Source organism: Pseudomonas sp. COW5 (genome assembly GCF_026240005.1).
Lineage (GTDB): Bacteria > Pseudomonadota > Gammaproteobacteria > Pseudomonadales > Pseudomonadaceae > Aquipseudomonas > Aquipseudomonas kribbensis.
Window position 1 is genome coordinate 6,011,059 of sequence record NZ_JAPHVP010000001.1, and the last position, 21,522, is coordinate 6,032,580.

The following is a 21,522-nucleotide window of genomic DNA, read 5'->3' on the forward strand; positions in this document are numbered from 1 at the left end:
TCCTTTTATCGCAGCTAATACCCGTCCGCTGCCGACAAAAAAGGAGTCGTCAGTCAGTGCACGGCAAATGTCTGCTGTAATTTTTGGGTGTTGGGATTTTCAGTTCGCCACAGGAATCCACGGCGCCCGCGCGACGTTGGCGGTATCACCGAAGGACGGCAGTTTCTGTCCCAGATCGCGGACGTTTTTCACATCCAGATCCAGCAACTGCTGGCGGGTAATCAGGGTCGGCGGCACCAGCACCTTGTGCCCCGGATTCTCGCCGGCGATCAGCAGCGCCAGACTGCGCACGCTGATCGCGCCGGCCACTTGTGGATTGACCGCCGCCGTCGCCGCCCAGGCGCTGTCGGGTTCCTTCATGATTTGAATGTCGGCGGTAGAAATGTCGGCGCTGTAGATCTTCACCTTGCTGCTCAGACCTGCCTCGTCGACGGCGATCTTCGCGCCTTTGGCGAACTCGTCGAACGGGGCGAAGATCACGCTGATCCCCGGATTGGCCCGCAGCACGGCGCTGGCCTGATCGGCTACGGAATTGGCAATCGGCGGATTCAGGGTGCCGAACCGCGCCTTCTCGATGATCCCCGGATTGCTCTTCTTGACCTGACTCCAGATCTCGTCGCGGCGCTCCATCGGCGTGAAACCGCTGATGTAAACGTAGCCAGCGTCGAAGTGGGTGCCGTTGTCCTTGACTGCCTGATCCAGCGCCAGACGCGCCAGCGCGTGGTGATCCTGCTCGACTTGAGTCACCTGCGGTGTGTTCAGATCGACGTCGAAGGCAACGACCTTGATGCCCTTGGCAAGAGCCCGGTCAATCGGCCCCTTGAGGGTTTCGGCCAGGCCCAGTTGCACGATGATCCCGTCCACCCCGAGGTCGGCCGCCTGATCGATCATTTCGCCCTGACTGGCCGCCTGTTGCCGGGCATCGAATACCCGCAGGTTGGCGCCCAGTGCTTCGGTCTGTTTCTCGACGCCGCGCAGGTAGGCTTCAGGGAAATCCCCGGAGAACAGATAGCCCACCAGCGCAATTTGTACCTGACCTTTATCGAACGGTGCCGGTGCACCCGGCAAGGCTTTGGCCTGGGCATTCAGCGCCAGAGCCGAAAGCAAGGCGCCGGTGAGGCATTGACGTGCGAACTGCTTGATTGAACCGTGCATGGATCGTTCCTTGAAGCATCAATGAACCGGCTCAACGCGCCCGATGCGCGAGGCCGAAGGTGAACATCAGGGCCAGCACCAGCACCAGTCCCTTGACGAAATCCTGTGCGTAATACGGTGCGTTGAGCATGGTCAGGCCGTTGAGCAACGACGCCACCAGCAGCGCACCGACCAGCGTGCCGAACGCGTTGGGCTTCTTCGCCCCGAGCACGGCGAAACCGATCAGTGCAGCGCCCAGTGCATCGAGCACCAGACCGTTGCCGGAACTGACATCGCCGCGCCCCAACCGCGCCGCCAACAACACTCCGCCGAGCGAGGCCAGCAACGCCGACAGCACATAAGCGAGCAGTTTGAAGCGTTGCACAGGCGCCCCGGCCAGACGCGCCGCCTGCTCGTTGCCACCAATCGCATAGAACAACCGGCCGATGCGCGTACGTTCGAGAAACAGCCACACCGCCAGCGCGACAACCGCCGTGATCAACACCGGAATCGGCACCACGTCCCAAAGCCGTCCACGTCCAAGGGCGAGAAACAGCGCACTGAACGAACCTTCGGTTTCATCGCCATTGGGCAGAGTCATGCCCACCGCAATCGAGCGCCCGCCCGTGGGAATCAGTTGCACGCCGATCACCAGGAACATGCTGCCCAGCGTCGCAAGGATGTCCGGCACGCGCATCTTCACGATCAGCCAGCCGTTGAGCAGCCCGACCAGCGCGCCGCCCGCCAGACTGATCAACACCGCCGGAAGCGCGCCCCAGCCGAGCACCACCATCACGTAACTGGCGATCATCAGGCTCATGGCGGCCACCGCGCCGATGGACAAATCCAGCCCGCCAACGGCCATGGTCAGCGTCACGCCCAATGCAAGCAGCGCGACAATCGACACCGACTGCAGGATGCTGAACAGGTTGCCAACCCGCAGAAACGCCGGCTCCGCCACACTGAAAAACACCACGATCAACGCCAGTACCCACAGCAGGCCGTAGCGAATCAGCGCCTGCACGAAGCGCTCGGACGTCGCCGGGGCTGATGACAACAGGGAACTCGAATCAGGCACTCGCTCTACTCCTTGGCGCGGCTTGAACAAAAGAACTTTGCGGATCAGTGCCGGCCAGCGCAGCGACCAGAACGGCGCGATCCAGACCGGCACGCGGGTACTCGGCGACCACCGCGTGATCACGTACCAGCAGAATCCGGTCGGCGATCTCCAGGGCTTCATCGACATCCGCACAGATCACCAGTGTGGCGCGGCCATCGGCGCTGTCGCGCAGCAGTTGACCGATCTCGCGTCGGGCACGTACGTCGACGCCCTGAAACGGCTCGTCGAGGATCAGCACTCTGCCCTCGCCGAGCAGCCAGCGACCGAGCACGACTTTCTGTTGATTGCCGCCGGACAGCGCGCTCATCGGCACATCGATGCCTGCGGTCTTGATCCCCAGCGCCGCGACCTGCGCCTCCACAGCTGCCGCTTCGGCCCGATTGCGGATGAAACCGCCACGGGTGAAGCGTTCGAGAAATGGCAGGGTCAGGGTCCGGCGCAATGAAAAATCCGGCACCAGCGATTGACTGGCCCGGTCTTCGGCGGCGAAGAACACGCCGTGCTGGATCGCCTGACGCGGCGAGCCCGGCTGCCAGTCGGCGCCGTCCAATTGCAATGACCCGGACAAGGGTTGGCGCAGACCGAACAGCACCTCGGCGATCTCGCTTTTGCCGGCACCGAGCAGTCCGGTCAGCACCACCACTTCGCCTTCATGCAAGGTCAGGTCAAACGCTTGCATGCGTGGCAGCAGTTTCACTTCGCGCAGCTTCAGCACTTCGCGCCCTGCGGCTCGCGGCGTGTAGACATGCGCCTCCAGTGCCTGGCCGAGCATGGATTCCAGCGCCTGAGGCAATTGCCGGGCACTGAATTCGCCGGCCAGTTGCCCGTCACGCAGAACGATGGCGCGATCCGCCACCCGTTGCAGATCCGACAGACGATGGGAGATATAAATGATCGCCACGCCCCGGCTGCGCAAAGTGTCGATCAGACCGAACAGGCGCTGCGCTTCGGCATCCGACAGCGCTGCTGTCGGTTCGTCGAGAATCAGCAACCGTGGCTGCAGAGCGAAGGCACGGGCCAGCACCACCAGTTGCCGCTCAGCCTGGCCGAGGTGTTCGATTGGTTGCTCCAGCGGCAACTCCAACCCGAGGCCGGCGGCAATGCTCGCGGCACGTTCCAGCAGGCGTTTGCGGTTGAGCCAGAAGTCGCCGTCCGGACGGCACAGCTCATCGAGCAGCAGGTTTTCCGCCACGCTCAATCCGGGCGCGATGCCCTCGTTGATTTGCTGATGAACCGCAACGATGCCGACCCGCCGCGCTGACAGCGGCGAGTTGAATTGCCGAGGCTGACCGTCCACCTGAATCTCGCCACTGTCGGCCGACTGGCTACCGGCGAGGATCTTCACCAGCGTCGATTTACCCGCGCCGTTGGCACCGAGCAGCGCCACCACTTCAGCGGGAAAAATCTCCAGGCTGACCCGATCCAGCGCACGGTTCGAGCCGAAGGTCTTGCTCAGTTTACGCACACGAATCAGCGGCTCGCAGGCCACAGCGACAGGCGCACTCATACACATCCTTATCGGCGACAGGCCAGTTCATGGAGCCCGTCATCAAGAAATGTTTGCAGAGCCTTTGATCGATTCAGCGCGCGCCGTCATGGCAATCGAGGGTTCTATCGTTTGCAGATCTGATGGGTTAGTCAGTAAAAGCTAAACGATCTTAAAAACAACAAACAAATACCGTTTTTGCATTAGCTTAGGTTCACTGCAGCCGTGCCCGGCGCGTCTCTGTTCAAGCGTTCACCCAGGCAGCCCCGCCAGCCGAAGCCCCTCAATCAAGCGGGCGAAGTCTTCAGGACGCTGAATCGGCAGCCAGTCCTTGAGGTGGCCAAGGCGCAATGAAGGGTTCAGCGTCTGCAAGCGCTCCATCGCCCGACGGGCTTTGTCCTGCCGACCACCCAATGCATGACTGGCCGCCACCAGCGCCGCTGCCACCAACAGCGTGGGCAGGTTGCCCAAGGCTTTTTCGGCGAAATCTGCGGCGCTGTCGAAGTCCCCGGCGAAGTAATGCGCGAGGGCCATCCCGACATGCATCCTGAACATCTCCGGATCCAGCGGACTCAAGCGAACGGCATGATTCAAGTCCTTGATGGCAGACGCGGTTTCCCCGCGAAGCACACGCAGAATCCCGCCCAGAAACCACGCAGGCGCGAGATTGGGATTGAGCAGGCGTGCGCGGTCAAGCAAGGCAATGCCACCGTCGACATCACCCGCCAGGTGCGCAAGGGCATGTCCACCACGCGTCAACGCCACGGCATCGTCGCGCCCCAGCGTGACCGCCAGACGCGCCAGTCGAATCCCCTCGGCGATCTCGGCCGGCCGATCCACCATCCAGCCATTGAGCTTGCGCCAGAAGTGGCACCAGGCGGCCATGCCATAGGCCGAAGCGAATTCCGGGTCAAGTTCGAGGGGCTTGTGGAACATCGGCAGCGCCTGTTCGATGGCCTCCTGAGTGCCGCTGTGCAGTTTTGCCATGGCCCGCAGGTAGTAATCGTAGGCGTCCAGACTCTCCGTCGGTTTACGTTTGGCCCGTTCGATCTCCGCGCGCTCCAGTTGAGGTGCGATGGCGCCGACGACGCTTTCGGTGATCCGGTCCTGCAGCTTGAAGATATCGTCGAGCGTGCCTTCGAAACGCTCGGCCCAGATGTGTGCCCCGCTCGTGGCATCAATCAGTTGCCCGGTGATGCGCACCCGATTTGCGCATTTGCGCACACTGCCTTCCAGCACATAGCGCACGCCCAGTTCGTGCCCGACCCCTTGAGCATCCACCTCTCGCCCCTTGAACGTGAAACTCGAATTGCGCGCAATGACGAACAGCCAGCGCAAACGCGAGAGCGCAGCGATGATGTCCTCCACGACGCCGTCGGCAAAGTAATCCTGTTCGGGATCGCCGCTCAGATTCTGGAATGGCAGAACGGTGATCGAGGGTTTGTCCGGCAACGCCAGCGCGCGGGGAGTTGCAGTTGAGCCCTCGTCGGTGTCAGGCACAGATCCGGTCAGGTCGGCACCGACCTGGCCAATGAAACGATAGCCCTTGCGGGCGACCGTACGCAGCAGACGCTGCTCTTCACCGGTATCACCGATGGCCTTGCGCACGGCATTGATGTGACTGGTGATCGTCGACTCGGAAACGACACGACCGCTCCATACCGTGTCGAGCAATTCGTCCTTGCTCAGCACTCGGTCGGGGTTGCTGACGAACAGCAGTAACAGATCGAAGACCTGCGGGCCGACAGCCACGACCTCTCCGCGCAAGGTCAGCTCGCGGCGCTCCGGGTCGAGTACGTAGTCTTCAAACATGAATGGCACAGCGAACGTCCTTTGGCGAGGCGCCTTCGACTCCGTGTTCCGGGCGGCAGAGGGTGAGAGGTCGAGAACGATAATACGCCTGCCTTGAACACGCCACTGTGTCCATCGCGGCGCACTGGCTGGACAGAAATGCAAGAGTTCGACAAGGCAAACCCAAGACCGCCACAAGGACTTCCCTCCCTCGCAGCGGCACTCTTCATTCCAGGGGCGCCAATGGTTGGCGTCATCGAGGAGAGAGACCCATGAAGATCGTCGTTATCGGAGGCTCCGGCCTCATCGGCTCGAAACTGGTGACCCTTCTGCGCGAGCGCGGCCATGACGTGCTCGCCGCCAGCCCGAGCACGGGCGTCAACAGCATCACCCGCGTAGGACTGGCGGCCGCGATGGACGGCACCGATGTGGTGGTCGACGTCGCGAACGCGCCGTCCTGGGAAGATCAAGCCGTCCTCGACTTCTTCGAGACCTCGAGCCGAAACCTGCTGGCGGCCGAAACGGCTGCCGGGGTGCGCCATCACGTCGCGCTGTCGATTGTCGGTTGTGAACGATTGCCCGAGGCCGGCTACATGCGCGCCAAGGTAGCCCAGGAAAACCTGATCAAGGCGTCCGGCCGCCCTTACTCAATCCTGCGGGCTACGCAGTTTTTCGAGTTTGTCGCTGGTATCGCTGAATCCTTTGCCGTCGCAGATGAACTTCGTGTGCCGCCAGCGCTGATTCAGCCGATTGCCTCTGACGACGTGGTAGCCGCGTTGCTCGACGTCGTTCTGGCTGCTCCGCTCAACGGTTCGGTCGATGTCGGCGGGCCCGAGGCGCTGCCGCTGGACGAACTGGTCCGACGCTTTCTGCAGGCGATCCAGGACAACCGCAAGGTCGTACCGGACGTGCACGCACGCTACTACGGGACGTTGCTCGACGATCAATCGCTGGTCACCGGCAAGCACTCGCGCCTGGGTGCCATCCGATTTGAAGACTGGATCGCTCGGTCGACAGCGCGATAGCCGTTCGCGTCATTCCCTTCCCTGTCTGCCAAGGAGACACATCATGGTTATTCGATTTTTTCTGACTGCCGTATTCGCAGCGCTGTCGATCAGCGCAGCTTCGGCCGCCGAGCCCCCCGCCGGCAAGGTCTCGGTGGTGTTTGATCGACCGATCCCCAACCTCCCCGGCAAAAGCATGCGAGGGGTGGTCGTCGAATACGGGCCCGGGGCCGCGTCGCCGTCCCATACCCATCCGAAGACCGCCTTCATCTACGCCACGGTGCTGGAAGGTTCGTTTCGCATCAAGGTCAAAGGCGAGCCGGAAAAGATCTACCACGTCGGCGAAAACTTCGTCGAGGAGCCGGGTTCCGTGCATCTGGTGAGCGCCAACGCCAGCGACACCGAACCTGCGCGCCTGTTGGCGGTGTTCGTTCTCGACACCGACGAGACGGCGCTCGTCACGCCCCTCAAAAAGTAACGCCGCAGCCAACGGTCAACGTCGATGAGCCAGCGACCGCACCAGCCGGTCGCCCAGGCTCTGCACGCCCTGGACGAGCAGGACCAGCACCACCACAGTGGCGACCATCACTTCATTATTGAACCGCTGATAGCCGTAACGGATGGCCAGATCGCCCAATCCCCCGCCACCAATCACTCCAGCCATGGAGGAAAATCCGATCAGCATCACCAGCGTCAGAGTGACGCCCGCCAACAAGGCCGGCAGCGCTTCGGGCAGCAGCACTTTGAAAATCACATGGCGGATATCACCGCCCATGGCGAGGATCGCTTCGATGCGGCCCTTTTCGACTTCGTCCAGTGCGTTCTCGACGATCCGCGCAAAAAACGGAAAGGCACCGATGGTGATCGGCACTACGGCGGCCGTGCTGCCCAACGTGGTGCCAACCACCAGACGGGTCAGCGGGATCAGGGCAATCAGCATCACCACAAACGGCAGCGAACGCCCGAGGTTGATCACCGCGCCCAGTGCCTGATTGATCCGGGGCAGCGGGTACAAACCCTGACGGCGGCTGATGAACAGCAACACCCCCAGAGGTAGTCCGATCAACAATGTGAACAGCCCGGCGAGCAGCACCATGTAAAGGGTTTCGCCGGTGGCGTTGAGCACCAGTTGCAGGATTTCATTCCAGTCGATCACGCGGTTCATGAGTGGGCCGCCCGTACGCCGTATTGCCGTAGAAAACTCAGGCCCGGCGCGTCGTGCCCCAGCGGCAAACCGCAACTGGGCCGCAGTGACGCGCCGAGTGAGGACTGTGGGTCGGCGAGCAGTCTGGCGACCGGGCCCGCCTCCACCAGTTTTCCGTTGGCCATGGACGCGGCGTGATTGCAGATCGAGCGCACCACGTCCAGTTCATGAGTGATCAGCACGATGGTCAGTCCGAGCTGACGATTGATGTCGCGCAGCAGCTCCAGAATCGACGCGGTGGTTTCCGGATCGAGCGCGCTGGTCGCTTCGTCCGACAGCAGATACGCGGGCCGAGCCGCCAGGGCCCGGGCAATCCCGACCCGCTGCTTTTGTCCACCCGAAAGTTGAGAAGGAAAGGCTTCAGCCTTGTCGTTCAGGCCCACCAGATCCAGCAGTTCCCGCACCCGTTCATGGCGCTGTGGTTTCGCGACCTTAGCAATTTCCAGCGGCACCGCGACGTTGTCGAACACGTTGCGCGAATGCAGCAGGTTGAAGCCCTGAAAGATCATGCCGATGCGCTGACGCTGGCGGCGCAGTTCACTGTCGGACAGTGCAGTGAGGTCTTCGCCGTCCAGCAGAATCCGCCCGGAGTCCGGGCGTTCGAGCAGATTGAGACAGCGCAGCAACGTCGATTTTCCCGCGCCACTGCGCCCGAGAATCCCGTAGATCGCACCATCGGGAATACTCAGCGATACCTGATCCAGCGCCGGTGTCGACGCCGACGGGTAAGTCTTGCTCAACCGCTCGACGACGATCATGGCTTGGCATCCGCCACCGGGATCACCGAGCCCTTGAAGCTCTCGGCGATGTACTTGGCCACTTGCGGCGAAGTCAGGTCCCTGGCCAGTTGCTGGATGCGCGGATCGTTTTCCAGTTTTGGCGTGGTCACCAGAATATTGGCGTAAGGGTTGTGCTCGGCCTTCTCCAGACCGAGCGCATCCCTGGCCGGCACCAGCCCGGCTTCCAGCGCATAGTTGCCGTTGATCACCGCCAGATCCACATCGTCCAGTGCGCGGGGCAGCTGCGGCGATTCGATTTCGAGGATCTTCAGGTGTTTCGGGTTTTCAGCAATGTCCTTGGGCGTTGCCTGATCGGCTGCCGGGTCATTGAAACCGGGCTTGAGTTTGATCAGGCCGTTATCCTGCAACAGGTACAGCGCACGGCTCAAGTTGGTGACGTTGTTGGGCACCGCGACAGTGCCCTTGTCCGGTACCTGGGCGAAGGTTTTGTGGCGATGGGAATAGATGCCCAGCGGTTCGATGTGCACCGTGGCGGCCACTGCGAGTTTTTCGCCGAGGGCCTTTTCCTGGGATTGCAGGTACGGCAGATGCTGGAAGTAGTTGGCGTCCACATCGCCGTGCACCAGCAGCTCGTTGGAGTTCACGCCCTGGGGGATTTCGATTACCTTGAGGTTCAGTTGCGGATCGATTTTCTGGATGTACGCGAGGATCTGCGCGTGGGGTACGGGGTCTGCCGCGACCCGTAACGGCTCCAGTGCCTGAGCACCAGAGGCACTTACCAGAGCGCCAAGAACGGCCAGGGTCAAACCTGCTTTTTTCAGCATGAGATAGTCCTTTCGCGAGTGTTGGATCAGGCGTTGGCGGTCTTGCGAGCCGCTGTTTCGGGCAGCAAGGCGTCGGCATAGAAGCGACGCGCCACATCAGGGTGCGAACGCAGCCGGCCCTTGAGGTAATTCCAGCCGACATCGCGGAACAGCGGATTGAGCGGATCACTCGCCGGGCCCCGCGCTTCGCGCAGCAACACCGCCGGCAGCGGGTACAGCGGCACCACCGCGTCGAGTTGCGCACCGAGGAAAAACGCGATGGACAAACGCTCGCTGCCCGCCGGCGGCGAGACCACGCGATGCACCGTGGCGCGCAGGTAACCGTTGGTGGCCAGTTCCAGCAACTCGCCGATGTTGACCACCAGGCTGTTGTCCCGTGGCAGCGCATCGATCCAGCGCCCCTCTTCGATCTCCACTTGCAGACCGGCGAGCTGGTCTTGCAGCAGGAAGCTGAGGAAACCGGAATCCTTGTGCGCGCCGACGCCTTGATTGCTCGCCGTCGAGGACTGGCCCGGATAGCGCATCAGCTTGATGTGTTCGTTGGGTTTGTCGCCGTACAACCGGTCGAAGGCGTTCTCCGGCAACGCGAGTGCCTGGGCGAAAGCGCGCAGCAGGCGCAGCGACATTTGGGTCATCGCCTGCTGCCAATCGAGCAGCAACGGTTTGAGTTGCGGCAACGCCTGCGGCCATTGATTCGGACCTTGCAGACGCGCCCACAGCGGACTGTCAGCCGTCAGCGGCAAAACCTCACGCTCGGCACCCAGATCGAACTGTTCACGTTGATCCGGCTGGCCGCGAGTGATCTCCGAAGCGGCGCGGTTGTAACCGCGAAAATGCGGCGAATTGATCATCCCAACAGCGGCTTTTTCACTGTCGGGCAAGGCGAAGAATTGCCGGGCGTGGTCCTGCACTTGCTTGAGCAGGCTGGCGTCGATGCCATGGCCGGTCAGGTAGAAAAAGCCGACATCGCGAGCAGCGTGGCGCAACTCATCGAGAAAGGTTTGGCGCTGCTGCGGTGTACCGTCGAGCTGGGACAGGTCGAGGATGGGTAATGCGGTGATGTCTGAGGTATGCGGCATGATTCACTCCCGTGTGAATCAAACCTGAAGAGCCTGTGATCGATTCAGCGTGTGCCGTCATGGCAATCGGGAGGTCTATCGGTTTGATGCTTTGATTCGTCTGTGAATCAAAACTAAACGATATATAAAACTCCGAACAAATATCTTTTTTGCATTAGCTTAGGCCTGTCTATCGGGGGCTCAACTGACCTGAAGACCGACTGCGGCAATCGACTTGCCGTTGCAGTCGGTCCTGAATCGGCTGACGGCTACAGACCGACGCGCTTCAGCCCTTCGCGCATGCCCTGATCCGCTTGCTCGCACCATTGTTTGAGTGTGAGGTTCGGCGGCAGGTTGCTTTCCAGGCTCTTGTATTCCCCATCCGTGAACACTTCGCCTTTACGGCCAGACTGTTCGTTCTTGTCGCCGTCACGCTTGTCGAAATCGCCAGGCATGTTGCCCACGAATGCGGCCATCTTGTTGGCGTTCTCGGTGCTGTCCGCTTTCAGGAATCCCTTGTCGACACAGCTTTTGATCAGGCCTGACATGTTGCGACCGTTGTCGTAAATCCCTTTCAGGGTGGCGGCGTCCTGGCCTTCGGCGTGGGCGAGCGAGTGGGTGCCAAACGCGGCTGCCATAGCGAGAATCAAAGAAGCGGTCTTCATATTTATTCCTTTAAATGGTGGAGAGTTTTGAGCTCTAGTTTGGGTGAGGCGGGTTTTGTTGAAATGACGCGCCGAAAAGTCCGCGTCATGGGAGACGGCAATCAATGCACATGCATGGATTCAGCTCACCACGGCCCCTTTGGGTCCACTGGCGATCAACGCTGCACCGCAGGCGGTTTTCATGCCATCGAGCGCGATGGGCACACCATCGACGGTGTAACCATCGGCCACAAAGTCTTCCTTGAGCCTCTGAGATTTTGCAGTCAGTTCAGATTCGTCGTTGTAGATCTGGGTAAGCTCGGTTTCCAGCCCGTTACCAAAGGAGTACAGCTCATCCTTGAGCCGGAGATTACAAAACCCGCCTGACGCTTGATATCTGGAAGCGAAGACGATGTAAGCGTCGGGCAATACCAGATCGTTAACTTTCATAGATGTAAAAAATGAATATTCCCCCATGTGAGGGTGCTATTAGCGGAACGCAAGTCAAGTTGCATCGTTTACTTATCGGCATCCCCTTTGGGGTTGCTCGCAATCAGGCTAGCGCCACATTCAGTCTTCATGCCGTGCAGCGCGACGGGAACTCCGCCGACATCAAGCGTAGCGCTGCCCTCCGAAATCGGAAATTTCCCTTTGCATTGAGGACAGTCGACATTGTGGCCCACGCCAGCAATAGGCTTGCCGTTCAGATCGGTGTTGTTGAACGCCTCAATTACGGTACCGCCATGGCTGGTGGAGTCGCCTAGACGAATGATATCCATGTCAGATCCTTGATGTCGTCGACAGGGTGGATAGTGCCTGCCAAAAGTTTGTTCGCAGATTGATTGTTCTGGTTTCGCCGCTACCAGTAATGGACTTCCCCCCCCAGCATCAAAAATACAAGTGCGATACCCAGATTGCCGAAAAACAATGGCGCGACAGTCAATAAGAGCTGGAACACAATCGCGGCTTTGAAACCGCCCGACACACCATGACGCCCCCAGTACACGGCATGGAGTATGGCGGTCAGTGCGTTTGCTACCCAAAGCGCACCCAAGGCCATGATGTAGTTTTGCTGTGCTATGCGCAGCACCATGAGCATCACGGCAAAAAAAGCAATGAGAAAGGAAAAGACCAACAATCTGGATCGACCCGCATCAATCGGGTCGGTGATGGGAGATTGCATAAAATGACCGTCCTTGGATGTGTCGAGAGTTTCGGCTCAGAAATCACTTCAAAGTTTATCCATCCAGTTCTGCGACGAAGGCAAGCTGGTCAGGAACTCTTCCAGGACATAATCATCTGCTGCGGCTTTGCTGACAACCTTTGGTTTGTCCGGATCAGGTGGTCGCGGCGCTCCACCCGTAGGTGGCAGCAATGCCGATGGGCGTAAGCGGACGCTGTCGATGATGGCGTCCCAGACTTCGAAGAACTGTTCTTGTGTCGGTCTTCCGTTAGTCTCTTCGTACTCAGGAAATGCTCCCAGTGAGGCCGGTTGTCGAGTTGTCTGATAGGTCGTGTCCATCCCCAGATTGATGCCGGGAAGCGGCGTGGGCGTTGCGCGCCCGGCATAGGCCCACTCACCGCCGATATTGGTTTTGAATACCTGGGGTTCTTTCTGTTCGGTCCCCCCCATGACGTACTCTTCACCTGCCAGCTCTCCGACTATCCGTTCAACTGCCCGGTATTCCTTGCGACCTGCAACAACACCAGGTTCGGCCAACAGGCGCGCGACCAGTCCTGCGCTTTCCTTGTCGGCCTCACGGCGACGCTCAAGCATGGATTGACCCGGCTCCCACACGGCCGCCTCTCTGACAACCAACGAGAGATCAAGAGGCAGTGTGAACCCCCAACTCACTTCTTCCTGATCTCCATTGGCAATGTCGTAGTAACCATCAATGAACGTATGGCTCAGGCAAAGACCAGGCCTGGTGGGAATCTCGTCGGCTTCCCGTGAGTGCAATCGCGGGAACAGCTGGCTGATAGCAGCCTTTGCATTGAGTGACGGAGATATCCTGAACAGGTTTCCATCTCGCCAAAGGTAGCCTTCAGCCTGATGAAACAGTTTCTGGACCACCGTTTCGTCATCTTCGGCCAGACCTTCGACGTACTCGAACTCGTAGGCGAAAAGAGTGCCCCCTTCGGTCGAGGTGATGCGCTCGGACGGTTGTAGATAGGCCTTGCCGTTTTGATCTTTCTTGATGGCCTGCACCTCTTGCCACCGGCGCTCGATCAATTCGTCATACTGATCCTGGCTGATGCCTGTAGTCACGGCGACAGTCAGGTTGCCGATCTGTGCACTGCTGGCGTTGGCGGACCAGGTTGTGCCTTGTGGCAGGTCGATCAACAACCGGCCGACACAATGGTTTTGCATGTTTCGGGTCAACTCACTCATCGGATGGCTCCGGTCTGTCTGGCGGGCATGCAACTGGCTACAGCCAAAGGTCTGGGCCCCCAGTAACGAAACAAGAAGGACAGTTCGTGCCAGAGAGTACCGAGCGTTCACGCGGGTAACTTCCTGGCGTTGGCACCAATTCGCAGAACGGAATAGAGCGTCAGGTTTTGCACGTTTCGGTTTTTGTAGGAGCCTTGATGGTCAAAACCCGTCATGCGCGCGGCAAACACGGCCTTCTCCGCCGCGTCTTCAGCTGCATGCGCGGGCACGGTGCCATCTCCGGCCTGATCCTGGCCCTGGATGTCCGCGGTATAACCATCTCCCCGACTGTTATGTATGACCGCGGTGCCTTGCTTGTTGATCCAGCTTTCCTCACCGACATCGTTGGTCATCATGGCCCGTCCCTCATGGTTATCCCCTGTAAGGCGCAAAGTTATCGCTTGTTCACGGGACGGGGGAGGCAGTGGGGTAGGAGGCATACCTGGCCTGCTTGAAGGAAGGTATCCGGTGATCATTTTCCAGGTGACCTTGTGAAATGCCTGGTGGCTGGCGTCAGAGCCAAAGTGGACAAAGCTGTTCGGGTGATAGTAGTCGCCCAATCCCATGTGGAACGCTTTGGCCTGTCCGAGCATTTTTTCGTAGTTGCTCCAGGCACTGATCAGCGTTGCCTGAGTGGTATTTCCGACCGGATTGATCCAGGCAGCATTCATCAATCGCCACCAAGCATTCTGTTTCAGATAAATCTGCGTATAGGGGTCTGGTCCGTTCGGTAACTTGAACAGCTCTTTGCCATCGTATGTCGCGCGCAGCCATCCTTCCCCATAGCGCTGATTAGGCAGCAGCTCCAATGGGCCGGCAGCATTGGCAAAGATGGGCATGATTTTCTTGCCCGTCCCGCCCAGTCCTATCGCTCCAGCAACGTCCTCCCAGCCGGCGCGGACGCGCCGATAAGCGGTACCCGCGCCGATGGCAGGCTGAACACCGTGTACCACTCCCTGGATCAGGTCTGGATTACGTTTGGCACACATGCGGGCAACCAGTCCGCCCATCGAGTGTGTAACCAGAATTACACCGTGCTCGCATTTGACTTTGAGCTCTTTTCGGCATCGTTCCAGCACGGCCCGGATTCGCCCTGCCAGATAGTCTGCTGCCTGCGAATTGGAATTGAGCCAGTTGTAGCCTACGGCGTAAACCGGGTAACGGAACTCGGCCGCTGCCTTCAAATCATCTGTTTTAAGAGGACTGTAGCCTTTCAGACCACCCCAGATAGAGGTGTCGCGCGGCAATGCTCCCATTATCCCGGGATAAGGGCGGCCATCCTGGGCCAGGATGAATCGTAGCTGTGCCTCCAGGAAATTCAGGATCGGTCCATAGGAATCCAGCGACACTGAGCCCCATCCACGGTTTCTCGCCTCCTGTACGGGAAGTGTGGTGACAAACTTCGTCACGGTGGCCAGATCGGAGTCTTCGGGAGTCGAGAATGCACGGGTTTGTTGCGGGTCGAGGAGTTGCTTGCGTTCAAGGGGCGTCAGGGTGTTGTAGCTTTTCCATTTTGTTAAGCCGGCCACCCACCCCGTGGCGTCGTCGGGAAACCAGGCCCAGTTATTATCGTTGCCCATCAAGCGAGCATTTGGTCCTGTCGCTATCAAGGGGCTGCCCATGATGCCGGGGATGAAAATGACCGGAATGGCGTTATCCGGTGGTGCGACGAGTTCCGCGCGGGTCAGGTTGGAAGCGCGACTCATGGTCACGCGCGCCATGACATTTCCATCCGGCCCAATTTGGGTAGGAACCGGCCTTGTTGGTTCACTCATTCAGGCTCTCCCTGCCTCTGTGCTTTATGTTGACTGAAAAAGCATTCGTCAGCTTGGGCCGCATCATTCGGCAGGCCCGAGAAGATGGAACTCGTAGCCTTCTGTCGTCAGCCCCTGCTGCAAGGCAGCCCAGCCATCTCCGTCCGTCACACCCTCCACTCGCGCGCCGTCCGCCCGTGTCATCGCGTAGCGATAGTTGGGCAACGGGTTTCCGTTACGCACCACGCGCACGCGTTCATTGAACGGAGTCTGCGCCCAGGTATTGAACGTCGTTGAAGCATGGGCGGGACCGACAAGGCTGTGTTTACCGGCTTTGACGATGAAGTTGCCTGGCATGCCCAGTTCAATGTTGCCGCCTTTGAGCGTGAGGTAAGCGCCTGCGCAGGTGAGAGTGATGTGCTCCTTGGCGCTGAGCACCACATGCTGATTGCTAGCGCTGATTTCTACACTCTGATCGGCCTCCAGGCGGATGGTGTCCTTTTGGGCCTGCAGCAGCATCGGCCCTTGATGAGTGATCTGGCGCATTTCGCCGCTTTGGGCAAAAAGCCCCAGATCCGCCCCGGCGTTGATCACGAATTTTTGTCCACTGGTGAGTTGTTGATTTTGTTGCGCAACCGTATCGATATGTCCACCCGCCGCCAGGGTCAGCGAGTTGGGGGAAACCGCCGCGATACCCGCCTGACCGCTCAGGGCGATTGCCGGGTTTCCACCGTTGGCCTTTCCTGACTCGTCGTTGGCGCCATGCCCCAGGTCGCGCACTGCTTCACTGAGTGCCTTTTGCTGCTCGGTATCGTGATCGATGCCCTGATGTTCTTGAGCGTAATCGCCCAGTTCCTTTGCCAGTTGAAGTGCAGCTTCCAGTACTTGAACCGCCGTGGCCCGGTTCAGGTGCCCGCCGTTTGCATTGATCTGCTCTTCAGTACTGAGCAACAAGCCCTTCGCCGCGCGGACTGCACCATGTTCGTCAGTGCGCAGTTCGAATCCTTCGCCCCTGGGATCGCCGCCATTCGGTCGTGGATGGGTCAGATAGCCCAAATGTAGCGCGGTGCTGCCGTGATCACTCATCAAGGCCGCACTTATCTGCTTGGTGGTATCGTCGATTCGCAGTTCGTTGGCGCGGTTACCCTTGTACTCCTTGCTTTTGATGGTGCTGAGTATCTTGTGATCAGGCAGTCTGTAAGGAGGCGAGTTGGTCGCGCGGTAAGTTCGGCCCGTGATAATGGGTTGATCGCAATCGCCATCGAGATAGTCAACGATCACTTCCTGCCCGATGCGCGGTATCGCCATGTGGCCCCAGTCTGCACCCGCCCAGTTCTGTGACACTCTGATCCAGCACGTACTGAATTCGTTGTTCTTGCCTTCCCGATCCCATGGGAACTGGACCTTCACCCTGCCCCACTCGTCGCAATAGATCTCCTCCCCCTCAGGACCCACCACGGTTGCAATCTGGGGGCCGTCGATTCGGGGTCTAGGCATGGGTTCCGGTCGCCACTCGGTGTCCTCGCTGACGATTTCCGCCACGAAGTCGTAACTGACCCCCACTTGTGTATCAGCCGACTCCTCCTGCTGACTGGTATGTTGCACCCCCTTATGGGTGATGCGTATCGAGCGCCACCAGCGATTGAAATCGTCTCTGGGATGATTGGACAGTTGGAATGAAAAACCGGGTAGCAAACGCGGGTCATCACCTTCCACCCTTGCTACGTGAGCATCCCGGCGGCGACCGCGAAGACGGGTTTCAGTGAAGAACCTGCCGGCCGAGCTGACCTTGTAGCGCCCGGGATAGTCGTAACGCTCATAGCTTTGCGCCTTGCCCTGCAGGTCCTCACCGATGAGGTGATGTTGCTGGTCATAGACTGGGCGTTTGAAGGTGTAATCGCGTTGCGTCTGTTCGGTGGTGCGAACGCTTTCGGTATAGCTGAATGTGTAGAGTCCAGGGTGCTCGGCGTCCGCCACTGGCTGTGGCGAATAACGCACCGGCCCGCCTGGAACGCGTTCTTGCACATAGAGTTTGTCGCCATGAATCAGCGTGTGGGTATCGGCATCGAACTTGAAATAATAAAAAAGACCTTCTTCGGTTGAAAGTCTGTCAAAGAGATAAAGGTCAGTGTCCCCGGTCTGGGTGCAATACTCCCGGGGCAGGTGCTCTACATTGATGTTTTGCTCATAGTTCATTATCCCGTGTTCAGTCAGCACGGACTTCAGGATCTCCGGGACATTTTTTTGCTGGAATATCCGCCAGTCTGAACTCAGCGCCAATCTTGCCAGTTGTGGCTCTACGACAACTTGGTACCGGGTACGACGGAACCCGGTTTTGCCTTGGGTGAAGCTGGAGACCAGTCCATGGACATAACGAACCGGCGTATTTCCTTGCCAGATTGTCAGTAGCGCGGGTTGGTCGAGTATTTGTCCGAAGTCGATGTTCGAGCTGAAGCTGGCAAGCTCGACCGTCAGACGAAAAGGTTCACAAAGTGCTTCTTCGAGCGTGAACTCAACCACTTCAAACTCCATGCGTCCGGACAGCACGGAAAATGTAAACCTCAAGTCCCTTTGACGCATTGAACTGCTCCCTGGTTGAAGACGTGCCGGATCGAAAAACGCTGTCTGCGAACCTTGTCCGTCGAAAAACACCCTGACCGTTATCGCCGGTCAGGGTGATCGTCTCCACGATCAGACGACTGGAGCACGCCAGTCATCGGAACCCGAAGTACCGGATACTTCGTGGGTCCAGGTGATTTTGCGGTAGGTGAACTGCACTTCTTCCAGGTGAGTGAAGTGCGCGTTGCCTGGATCCTGGCAGTTGTGCATTTTGTTGTTGATGGCGACGATGATCGCGTCTTCCAGTTTGGTGGTGTAGTAGTGCTCTTGGGTACCTTGAGCCGAAGTGCGGTACCACTGGATAACGATTTCGCTCATGCGCTCGCCGGAGGTCAGAGCGGCTTGCAGCAGAGGCGAAGCCTTGTCGTAGACCTTGGTGATCACAACTGGCTTGTGCACGCGCTGACCGGTTGGCTGACCGGATTGCGGGTCACGCGGGATGATCACGTCGTGGGTGAAAGCCTGAACCATGACCTGGTCTTCGTGGCCTTCCTGAAAGGTGTTGCCAACGGAGTCGGCGGTGAAGGCGCCGGCAGTGATCAGGCCTTGTTTTTCGCCGGTAACTGACATGTACGCGGGTGTTGCCATGGGATGCTCTCCTTGCTCAAAAGACAGGACCGGACGGCGTGATTGCCTGTCCAGGCGGCAAAGGAGGAATCAAAAGTCATGCCAGCCATCACATGGCCATTACCCATCAAGGGCTTACGAATCTTGCGTGAGAATTTTCCATTCTTTGCTGTAGGAAACAGCGAAAAAGTGCGCAAGAAGTTGCGCAGTACTGTGCAACTTCTTGCGCACATGGCTGGAGACCTTGATCGGCAAGGCCTGCCGGGGTTTTGACCGGAGTTTTATTACGGACAACTGCGCAACTTTTTGCGCAGCTCAGCAATTCCAATCGGCTCCACTGAAACAGGGAAACCGTCCATAGATAACGGTCCGATCAATCCCCAAAACGACAAAACCACCTACGGCTAAACAGGTGGTCTTGATCTGGCTGAATACAAGCGAATGTCACCGGCCAGCATGCTGCTCGAGCAGCGAGAACGCCTCGCCGGTAAACCGATAACTCTTGTCCGGCTGAAACACGATAACGCCCTCCTCGCACAAACGCTTGAGCACTTCCCTCACGCTGACGAACTGAATACCGCTGACAAACGCCTGCAGATACCCATGCACCCCGCGCCCGCCAACGGCGCGTCCTTCCCGTGCAGCCACCAGCAAGGCATCGATCACCTTGATCCGGATCAGGCTGGTGCGCAGCCCGTAATAATGCAGCAGTTCGCGGATGTGCTCATTGGTGCTGCGCTCGAAATCGAAGGCCCGCTGACCTTTCGCCAACGGGAACTGCGATTGCTTGCCAGAGGACGTCGATGCCGGGCTGGTTAACATTCGAATGCTCCTTTTTATGATCAGCCGCTGTGCGTAGCTATATATAGAAGAAGGCGCACTCGACGGCTCCGCCATCAAGTGCGCCCTCCGATCAGAAGTCGACGGTCGCCGACAATTGCAATGTGCGTGGATAGCCCGGGGAGAACGCGCCGTAGGACGCCACACCCGACCAGTACTCACGATCAAACACGTTCTGCACCGTGGCGCGGAATGTCGTCGGCCGACCTTCGATCTTGGTGGCGTAACGGGCGCCGGCGTCGATGCGGGTCCAGGATGGCAGCTCCTGGGTGTTGGCCTGATTGACGTATTGGCTGTCGGTATAGATCGCGCCGCCGGTCAGGGTGAAACCTTCGACCCACGGTGTATCCCACTCGGCCCAGAGGTTGGCCTGTACGTCCGGCACGCCCACCGGTTTGTTGCCACGGTTGGCAGCGGTGGCCGAATCCGTCAGTTCGCCGTCGAGCAAGGTCACGCCGCCCATCAGGCGAGTGCCCGGCGCCACTTCGCCGAACATGCTCAACTCGACGCCACGGTTACGCTGCTCGGCCTGCACCGAGAACACGTTGCCGGCGCCGATTTCGCCACTCGGTTTCTCGATCTGGAACAGCGCCAGGGTAGTCATGAAAGTGCCGTGTTCGTACTTCACGCCGACTTCATGTTGCTTGGATTTGTAGGGTGCGAAGGTTTCGCCGGAGTTGGCCGCAGTGCCGGGGGCGATGTCACCTTTGCTCAGGCCTTCGACGTAGTTGTAGTACAGCGAGACGTCTTCCCACGGTTTGACCACCACGCCCGCCAGCGGTGTGGTGGCGCTGTCGTCGTAACGGGAGCTGACCGAACCGGATGCGCTGTAGTTACGCGACTCGATGTCCTGTCGGCGCACACCGAGGGTCAACTGAATCCGGTCATCGAGAAAGCCGAGGGTATCGGTCAGTGCGACGCCGGACAGTTCTGACTCGGAAATGCGCAGCACTTTCGGCGAGTTGATGTACTGCTTGGGCACATCCACCGGGTGGTAGATGTTCGAGCGTATTTCCGTGCCGTTGTTGATGCCTCGGGACAACTCGTCCTGGTAACGGGTCGCCATGATCGTGGTCGTGTGAGTGACCGGACCGGTGGCGAACAGCGCGCGCATCCCCACATCGGCGGTCGAACGGTCGACGTTGAATTTGTAATAGCCAGGGATGTTGCTGGTGTCGCCGGCGTCGTTGAGGATTCGCGGCACCTGGTCGGACATTCGTTTGACGTCGGAGCGACCACCGCCGGCGTGGGCGAACACGGTCAGGTTGTCATTGAGGTCGTACTCGCCGCCGAGCAATGCCGACTGTTCCTTGGTGTCCGACCAGCCCCAGTCCTGCGGCAGATTGGTGCGGCCGTTTGGCGCCGATGGAACCTTCACGCCCGGCGCGATGGTGAACGGTCGCGAGGCCGCGTCGAAGCTCTCTTTCTGGCTGATGTAATCCAGGTTCAGGCGCAACCGTTCGCCCTTGTAATCGAGTGCGATGGCGCCGATGTCCAGTGCGCGCTCCTGATTGTCGATCGCGGTATCGCCGCCCTGGGTGCTGCCGTTGAAACGGATGCCGAACTGGTTCTCGCTGCCGAAACGTCGACTGACGTCCAGATGCCCGCCCACTTGCGAGTCGGACGCGTAAGTGCCGGTGAAGCGGGTCAGATCTTCGTCCAGTGGTCGTTTGGGCACGATGTTGATCACGCCGCCGACGCCGCTATTCGGTGAAATCCCGTACATCAGCGCGCCCGGCCCCTTCAGCACTTCGACGCGCTCGGCGTATTCGGTGAACACCCGGTAGTTGGGCGCCACGCCATACACACCGTCGTAGGCCAGTTCGCCGAGGTTGCCCTCGCCTATCGCAAATCCGCGAATGAAAAACGAGTCGACGATACCGCCGGTCTGCCCGGTGGAGCGCACCGAAGGGTCACGCTCCAGGGCATCGGCCACGGTCACCGTTTGCAGGTCGGCGAGGGTTTTCGCGGTGTAACTGGTCACGCTGAACGGCGTGTCCATCACGTCCTTGTTGCCCATCATCCCCAGTCGCGCGCCCCGGGCGACCTGGCCGCCAGCGAGCACTTCCGGCAATGCAGTCGCGCCGTTGTAACTGGCGTTGACGTTGGTGGTGTCCAGCGTCAGCCCTTCCGTGGAGACGGTGTCCTGTTGCTCGGATTGCTTGGGGTCTGCTGCCAAGACAGTGGCGCTTCCTGCGGCCAGAATAGAACTCAGCATGGCGGTGCGAATAGCCAGGGTTAACGCGCGTTCACTGCAAGGTCGACGTGCAACAGACATGACGATGGGGTCCTTCTCGAATGGCTGA

At 59.4% G+C, this 21,522-nt stretch carries 21 protein-coding genes; 3 read left to right on the top strand and 18 right to left on the bottom strand.

Annotated elements, in window-relative coordinates; all coding sequences use genetic code 11:
- Nucleotides 1–99: 99 nt before the first annotated feature.
- The 4 genes from OQ248_RS27440 to OQ248_RS27455 all read right to left on the bottom strand — a co-directional run bounded on the left by OQ248_RS27440 (nt 100) and on the right by OQ248_RS27455 (nt 5,561).
- The gene (locus tag OQ248_RS27440) at nt 100–1,155 is read right to left on the bottom strand and encodes a substrate-binding domain-containing protein (protein WP_265814783.1); all 1,056 of its coding nucleotides are present in this window, start codon (nt 1,153–1,155) and stop codon (nt 100–102) included.
- Nucleotides 1,156–1,186: 31 nt separating this feature from the next.
- A complete protein-coding gene (locus tag OQ248_RS27445) occupies nt 1,187–2,212 on the bottom strand; it encodes an ABC transporter permease (RefSeq protein WP_265814784.1) in 1,026 nt (341 codons plus the stop codon).
- On the bottom strand, nt 2,205–3,761 hold the full coding sequence (locus tag OQ248_RS27450; protein ID WP_265814785.1) for a sugar ABC transporter ATP-binding protein: 1,557 nt from the start codon (nt 3,759–3,761) through the stop codon (nt 2,205–2,207). The genes OQ248_RS27445 and OQ248_RS27450 overlap by 8 nt, the downstream gene beginning before the upstream one ends.
- A 231-nt stretch (nt 3,762–3,992) precedes the next feature.
- Entirely contained in the window at nt 3,993–5,561 is a 1,569-nt protein-coding gene (locus OQ248_RS27455; RefSeq protein WP_265814786.1) for a winged helix-turn-helix domain-containing protein, read from the bottom strand.
- A 242-nt stretch (nt 5,562–5,803) separates the two neighbouring features.
- Here OQ248_RS27455 and OQ248_RS27460 point away from each other — a divergent pair, with 242 nt between their 5' ends.
- Complete coding sequence (locus OQ248_RS27460) at nt 5,804–6,556, top strand: SDR family oxidoreductase (RefSeq protein WP_265814787.1); 753 nt, start codon at nt 5,804–5,806, stop codon at nt 6,554–6,556.
- A 43-nt stretch (nt 6,557–6,599) separates the two neighbouring features.
- The gene (locus tag OQ248_RS27465; RefSeq protein WP_265814788.1) at nt 6,600–7,013 is read left to right on the top strand and encodes a cupin domain-containing protein; all 414 of its coding nucleotides are present in this window, start codon (nt 6,600–6,602) and stop codon (nt 7,011–7,013) included.
- 15 nt (nt 7,014–7,028) lie between these two features.
- On the opposite strand, the gene OQ248_RS27470 is transcribed toward OQ248_RS27465, so the two are convergent.
- The 12 genes from OQ248_RS27470 to OQ248_RS27525 form a co-directional block, all read right to left on the bottom strand.
- On the bottom strand, nt 7,029–7,700 hold the full coding sequence (locus tag OQ248_RS27470; RefSeq protein WP_347710550.1) for a methionine ABC transporter permease: 672 nt from the start codon (nt 7,698–7,700) through the stop codon (nt 7,029–7,031).
- Entirely contained in the window at nt 7,697–8,497 is an 801-nt protein-coding gene (locus OQ248_RS27475) for an ATP-binding cassette domain-containing protein (protein WP_265814789.1), read from the bottom strand. Before OQ248_RS27475 ends, OQ248_RS27470 begins: the two co-directional genes overlap by 4 nt.
- Nucleotides 8,494–9,303, bottom strand: a complete 810-nt coding sequence (locus OQ248_RS27480; protein ID WP_265814790.1) for a MetQ/NlpA family ABC transporter substrate-binding protein — start codon at nt 9,301–9,303, stop codon at nt 8,494–8,496. The genes OQ248_RS27475 and OQ248_RS27480 overlap by 4 nt, the downstream gene beginning before the upstream one ends.
- A 26-nt stretch (nt 9,304–9,329) precedes the next feature.
- A complete protein-coding gene (locus OQ248_RS27485; protein ID WP_265814791.1) occupies nt 9,330–10,382 on the bottom strand; it encodes an isopenicillin N synthase family oxygenase in 1,053 nt (350 codons plus the stop codon).
- 248 nt (nt 10,383–10,630) lie between these two features.
- Nucleotides 10,631–11,026 (bottom strand): hypothetical protein, encoded by a 396-nt coding sequence (locus tag OQ248_RS27490; RefSeq protein ID WP_114882430.1) that lies wholly within the window; start codon nt 11,024–11,026, stop codon nt 10,631–10,633.
- Nucleotides 11,027–11,146: 120 nt separating this feature from the next.
- The gene (locus OQ248_RS29050; RefSeq protein ID WP_347710551.1) at nt 11,147–11,434 is read right to left on the bottom strand and encodes a hypothetical protein; all 288 of its coding nucleotides are present in this window, start codon (nt 11,432–11,434) and stop codon (nt 11,147–11,149) included.
- Nucleotides 11,435–11,523: 89 nt separating this feature from the next.
- The gene (locus OQ248_RS27500; protein ID WP_248741312.1) at nt 11,524–11,784 is read right to left on the bottom strand and encodes a PAAR domain-containing protein; all 261 of its coding nucleotides are present in this window, start codon (nt 11,782–11,784) and stop codon (nt 11,524–11,526) included.
- 80 nt (nt 11,785–11,864) lie between these two features.
- A complete protein-coding gene (locus tag OQ248_RS27505; protein ID WP_265814792.1) occupies nt 11,865–12,188 on the bottom strand; it encodes a hypothetical protein in 324 nt (107 codons plus the stop codon).
- Between the two features lie 48 nt (nt 12,189–12,236).
- Nucleotides 12,237–13,397: a T6SS immunity protein Tli4 family protein gene (locus OQ248_RS27510; protein ID WP_265814793.1), complete on the bottom strand. Its 1,161-nt coding sequence runs from the start codon at nt 13,395–13,397 to the stop codon at nt 12,237–12,239.
- Nucleotides 13,398–13,504: 107 nt separating this feature from the next.
- Nucleotides 13,505–15,211 (bottom strand): alpha/beta hydrolase, encoded by a 1,707-nt coding sequence (locus OQ248_RS27515; RefSeq protein WP_265814794.1) that lies wholly within the window; start codon nt 15,209–15,211, stop codon nt 13,505–13,507.
- A 63-nt stretch (nt 15,212–15,274) separates the two neighbouring features.
- Nucleotides 15,275–17,770, bottom strand: a complete 2,496-nt coding sequence (gene tssI / locus OQ248_RS27520; protein ID WP_265814795.1) for a type VI secretion system tip protein VgrG — start codon at nt 17,768–17,770, stop codon at nt 15,275–15,277.
- 111 nt (nt 17,771–17,881) lie between these two features.
- Complete coding sequence (locus tag OQ248_RS27525; RefSeq protein ID WP_008084998.1) at nt 17,882–18,397, bottom strand: Hcp family type VI secretion system effector; 516 nt, start codon at nt 18,395–18,397, stop codon at nt 17,882–17,884.
- 78 nt (nt 18,398–18,475) lie between these two features.
- Between OQ248_RS27525 and OQ248_RS27530 the strand changes: the two genes are divergently transcribed.
- Nucleotides 18,476–18,649, top strand: coding sequence for a hypothetical protein (locus OQ248_RS27530; RefSeq protein ID WP_265814796.1), 174 nt, complete (start codon nt 18,476–18,478; stop codon nt 18,647–18,649).
- Nucleotides 18,650–18,820: 171 nt separating this feature from the next.
- Here OQ248_RS27530 and OQ248_RS27535 read toward each other — a convergent pair whose 3' ends face one another.
- Nucleotides 18,821–19,198, bottom strand: coding sequence for a fe2+ zn2+ uptake regulation protein (locus OQ248_RS27535; RefSeq protein ID WP_248743606.1), 378 nt, complete (start codon nt 19,196–19,198; stop codon nt 18,821–18,823).
- A gap of 91 nt (nt 19,199–19,289) precedes the next feature.
- The gene (locus OQ248_RS27540; RefSeq protein WP_265814797.1) at nt 19,290–21,494 is read right to left on the bottom strand and encodes a TonB-dependent siderophore receptor; all 2,205 of its coding nucleotides are present in this window, start codon (nt 21,492–21,494) and stop codon (nt 19,290–19,292) included.
- Nucleotides 21,495–21,522 lie beyond the last annotated feature (28 nt).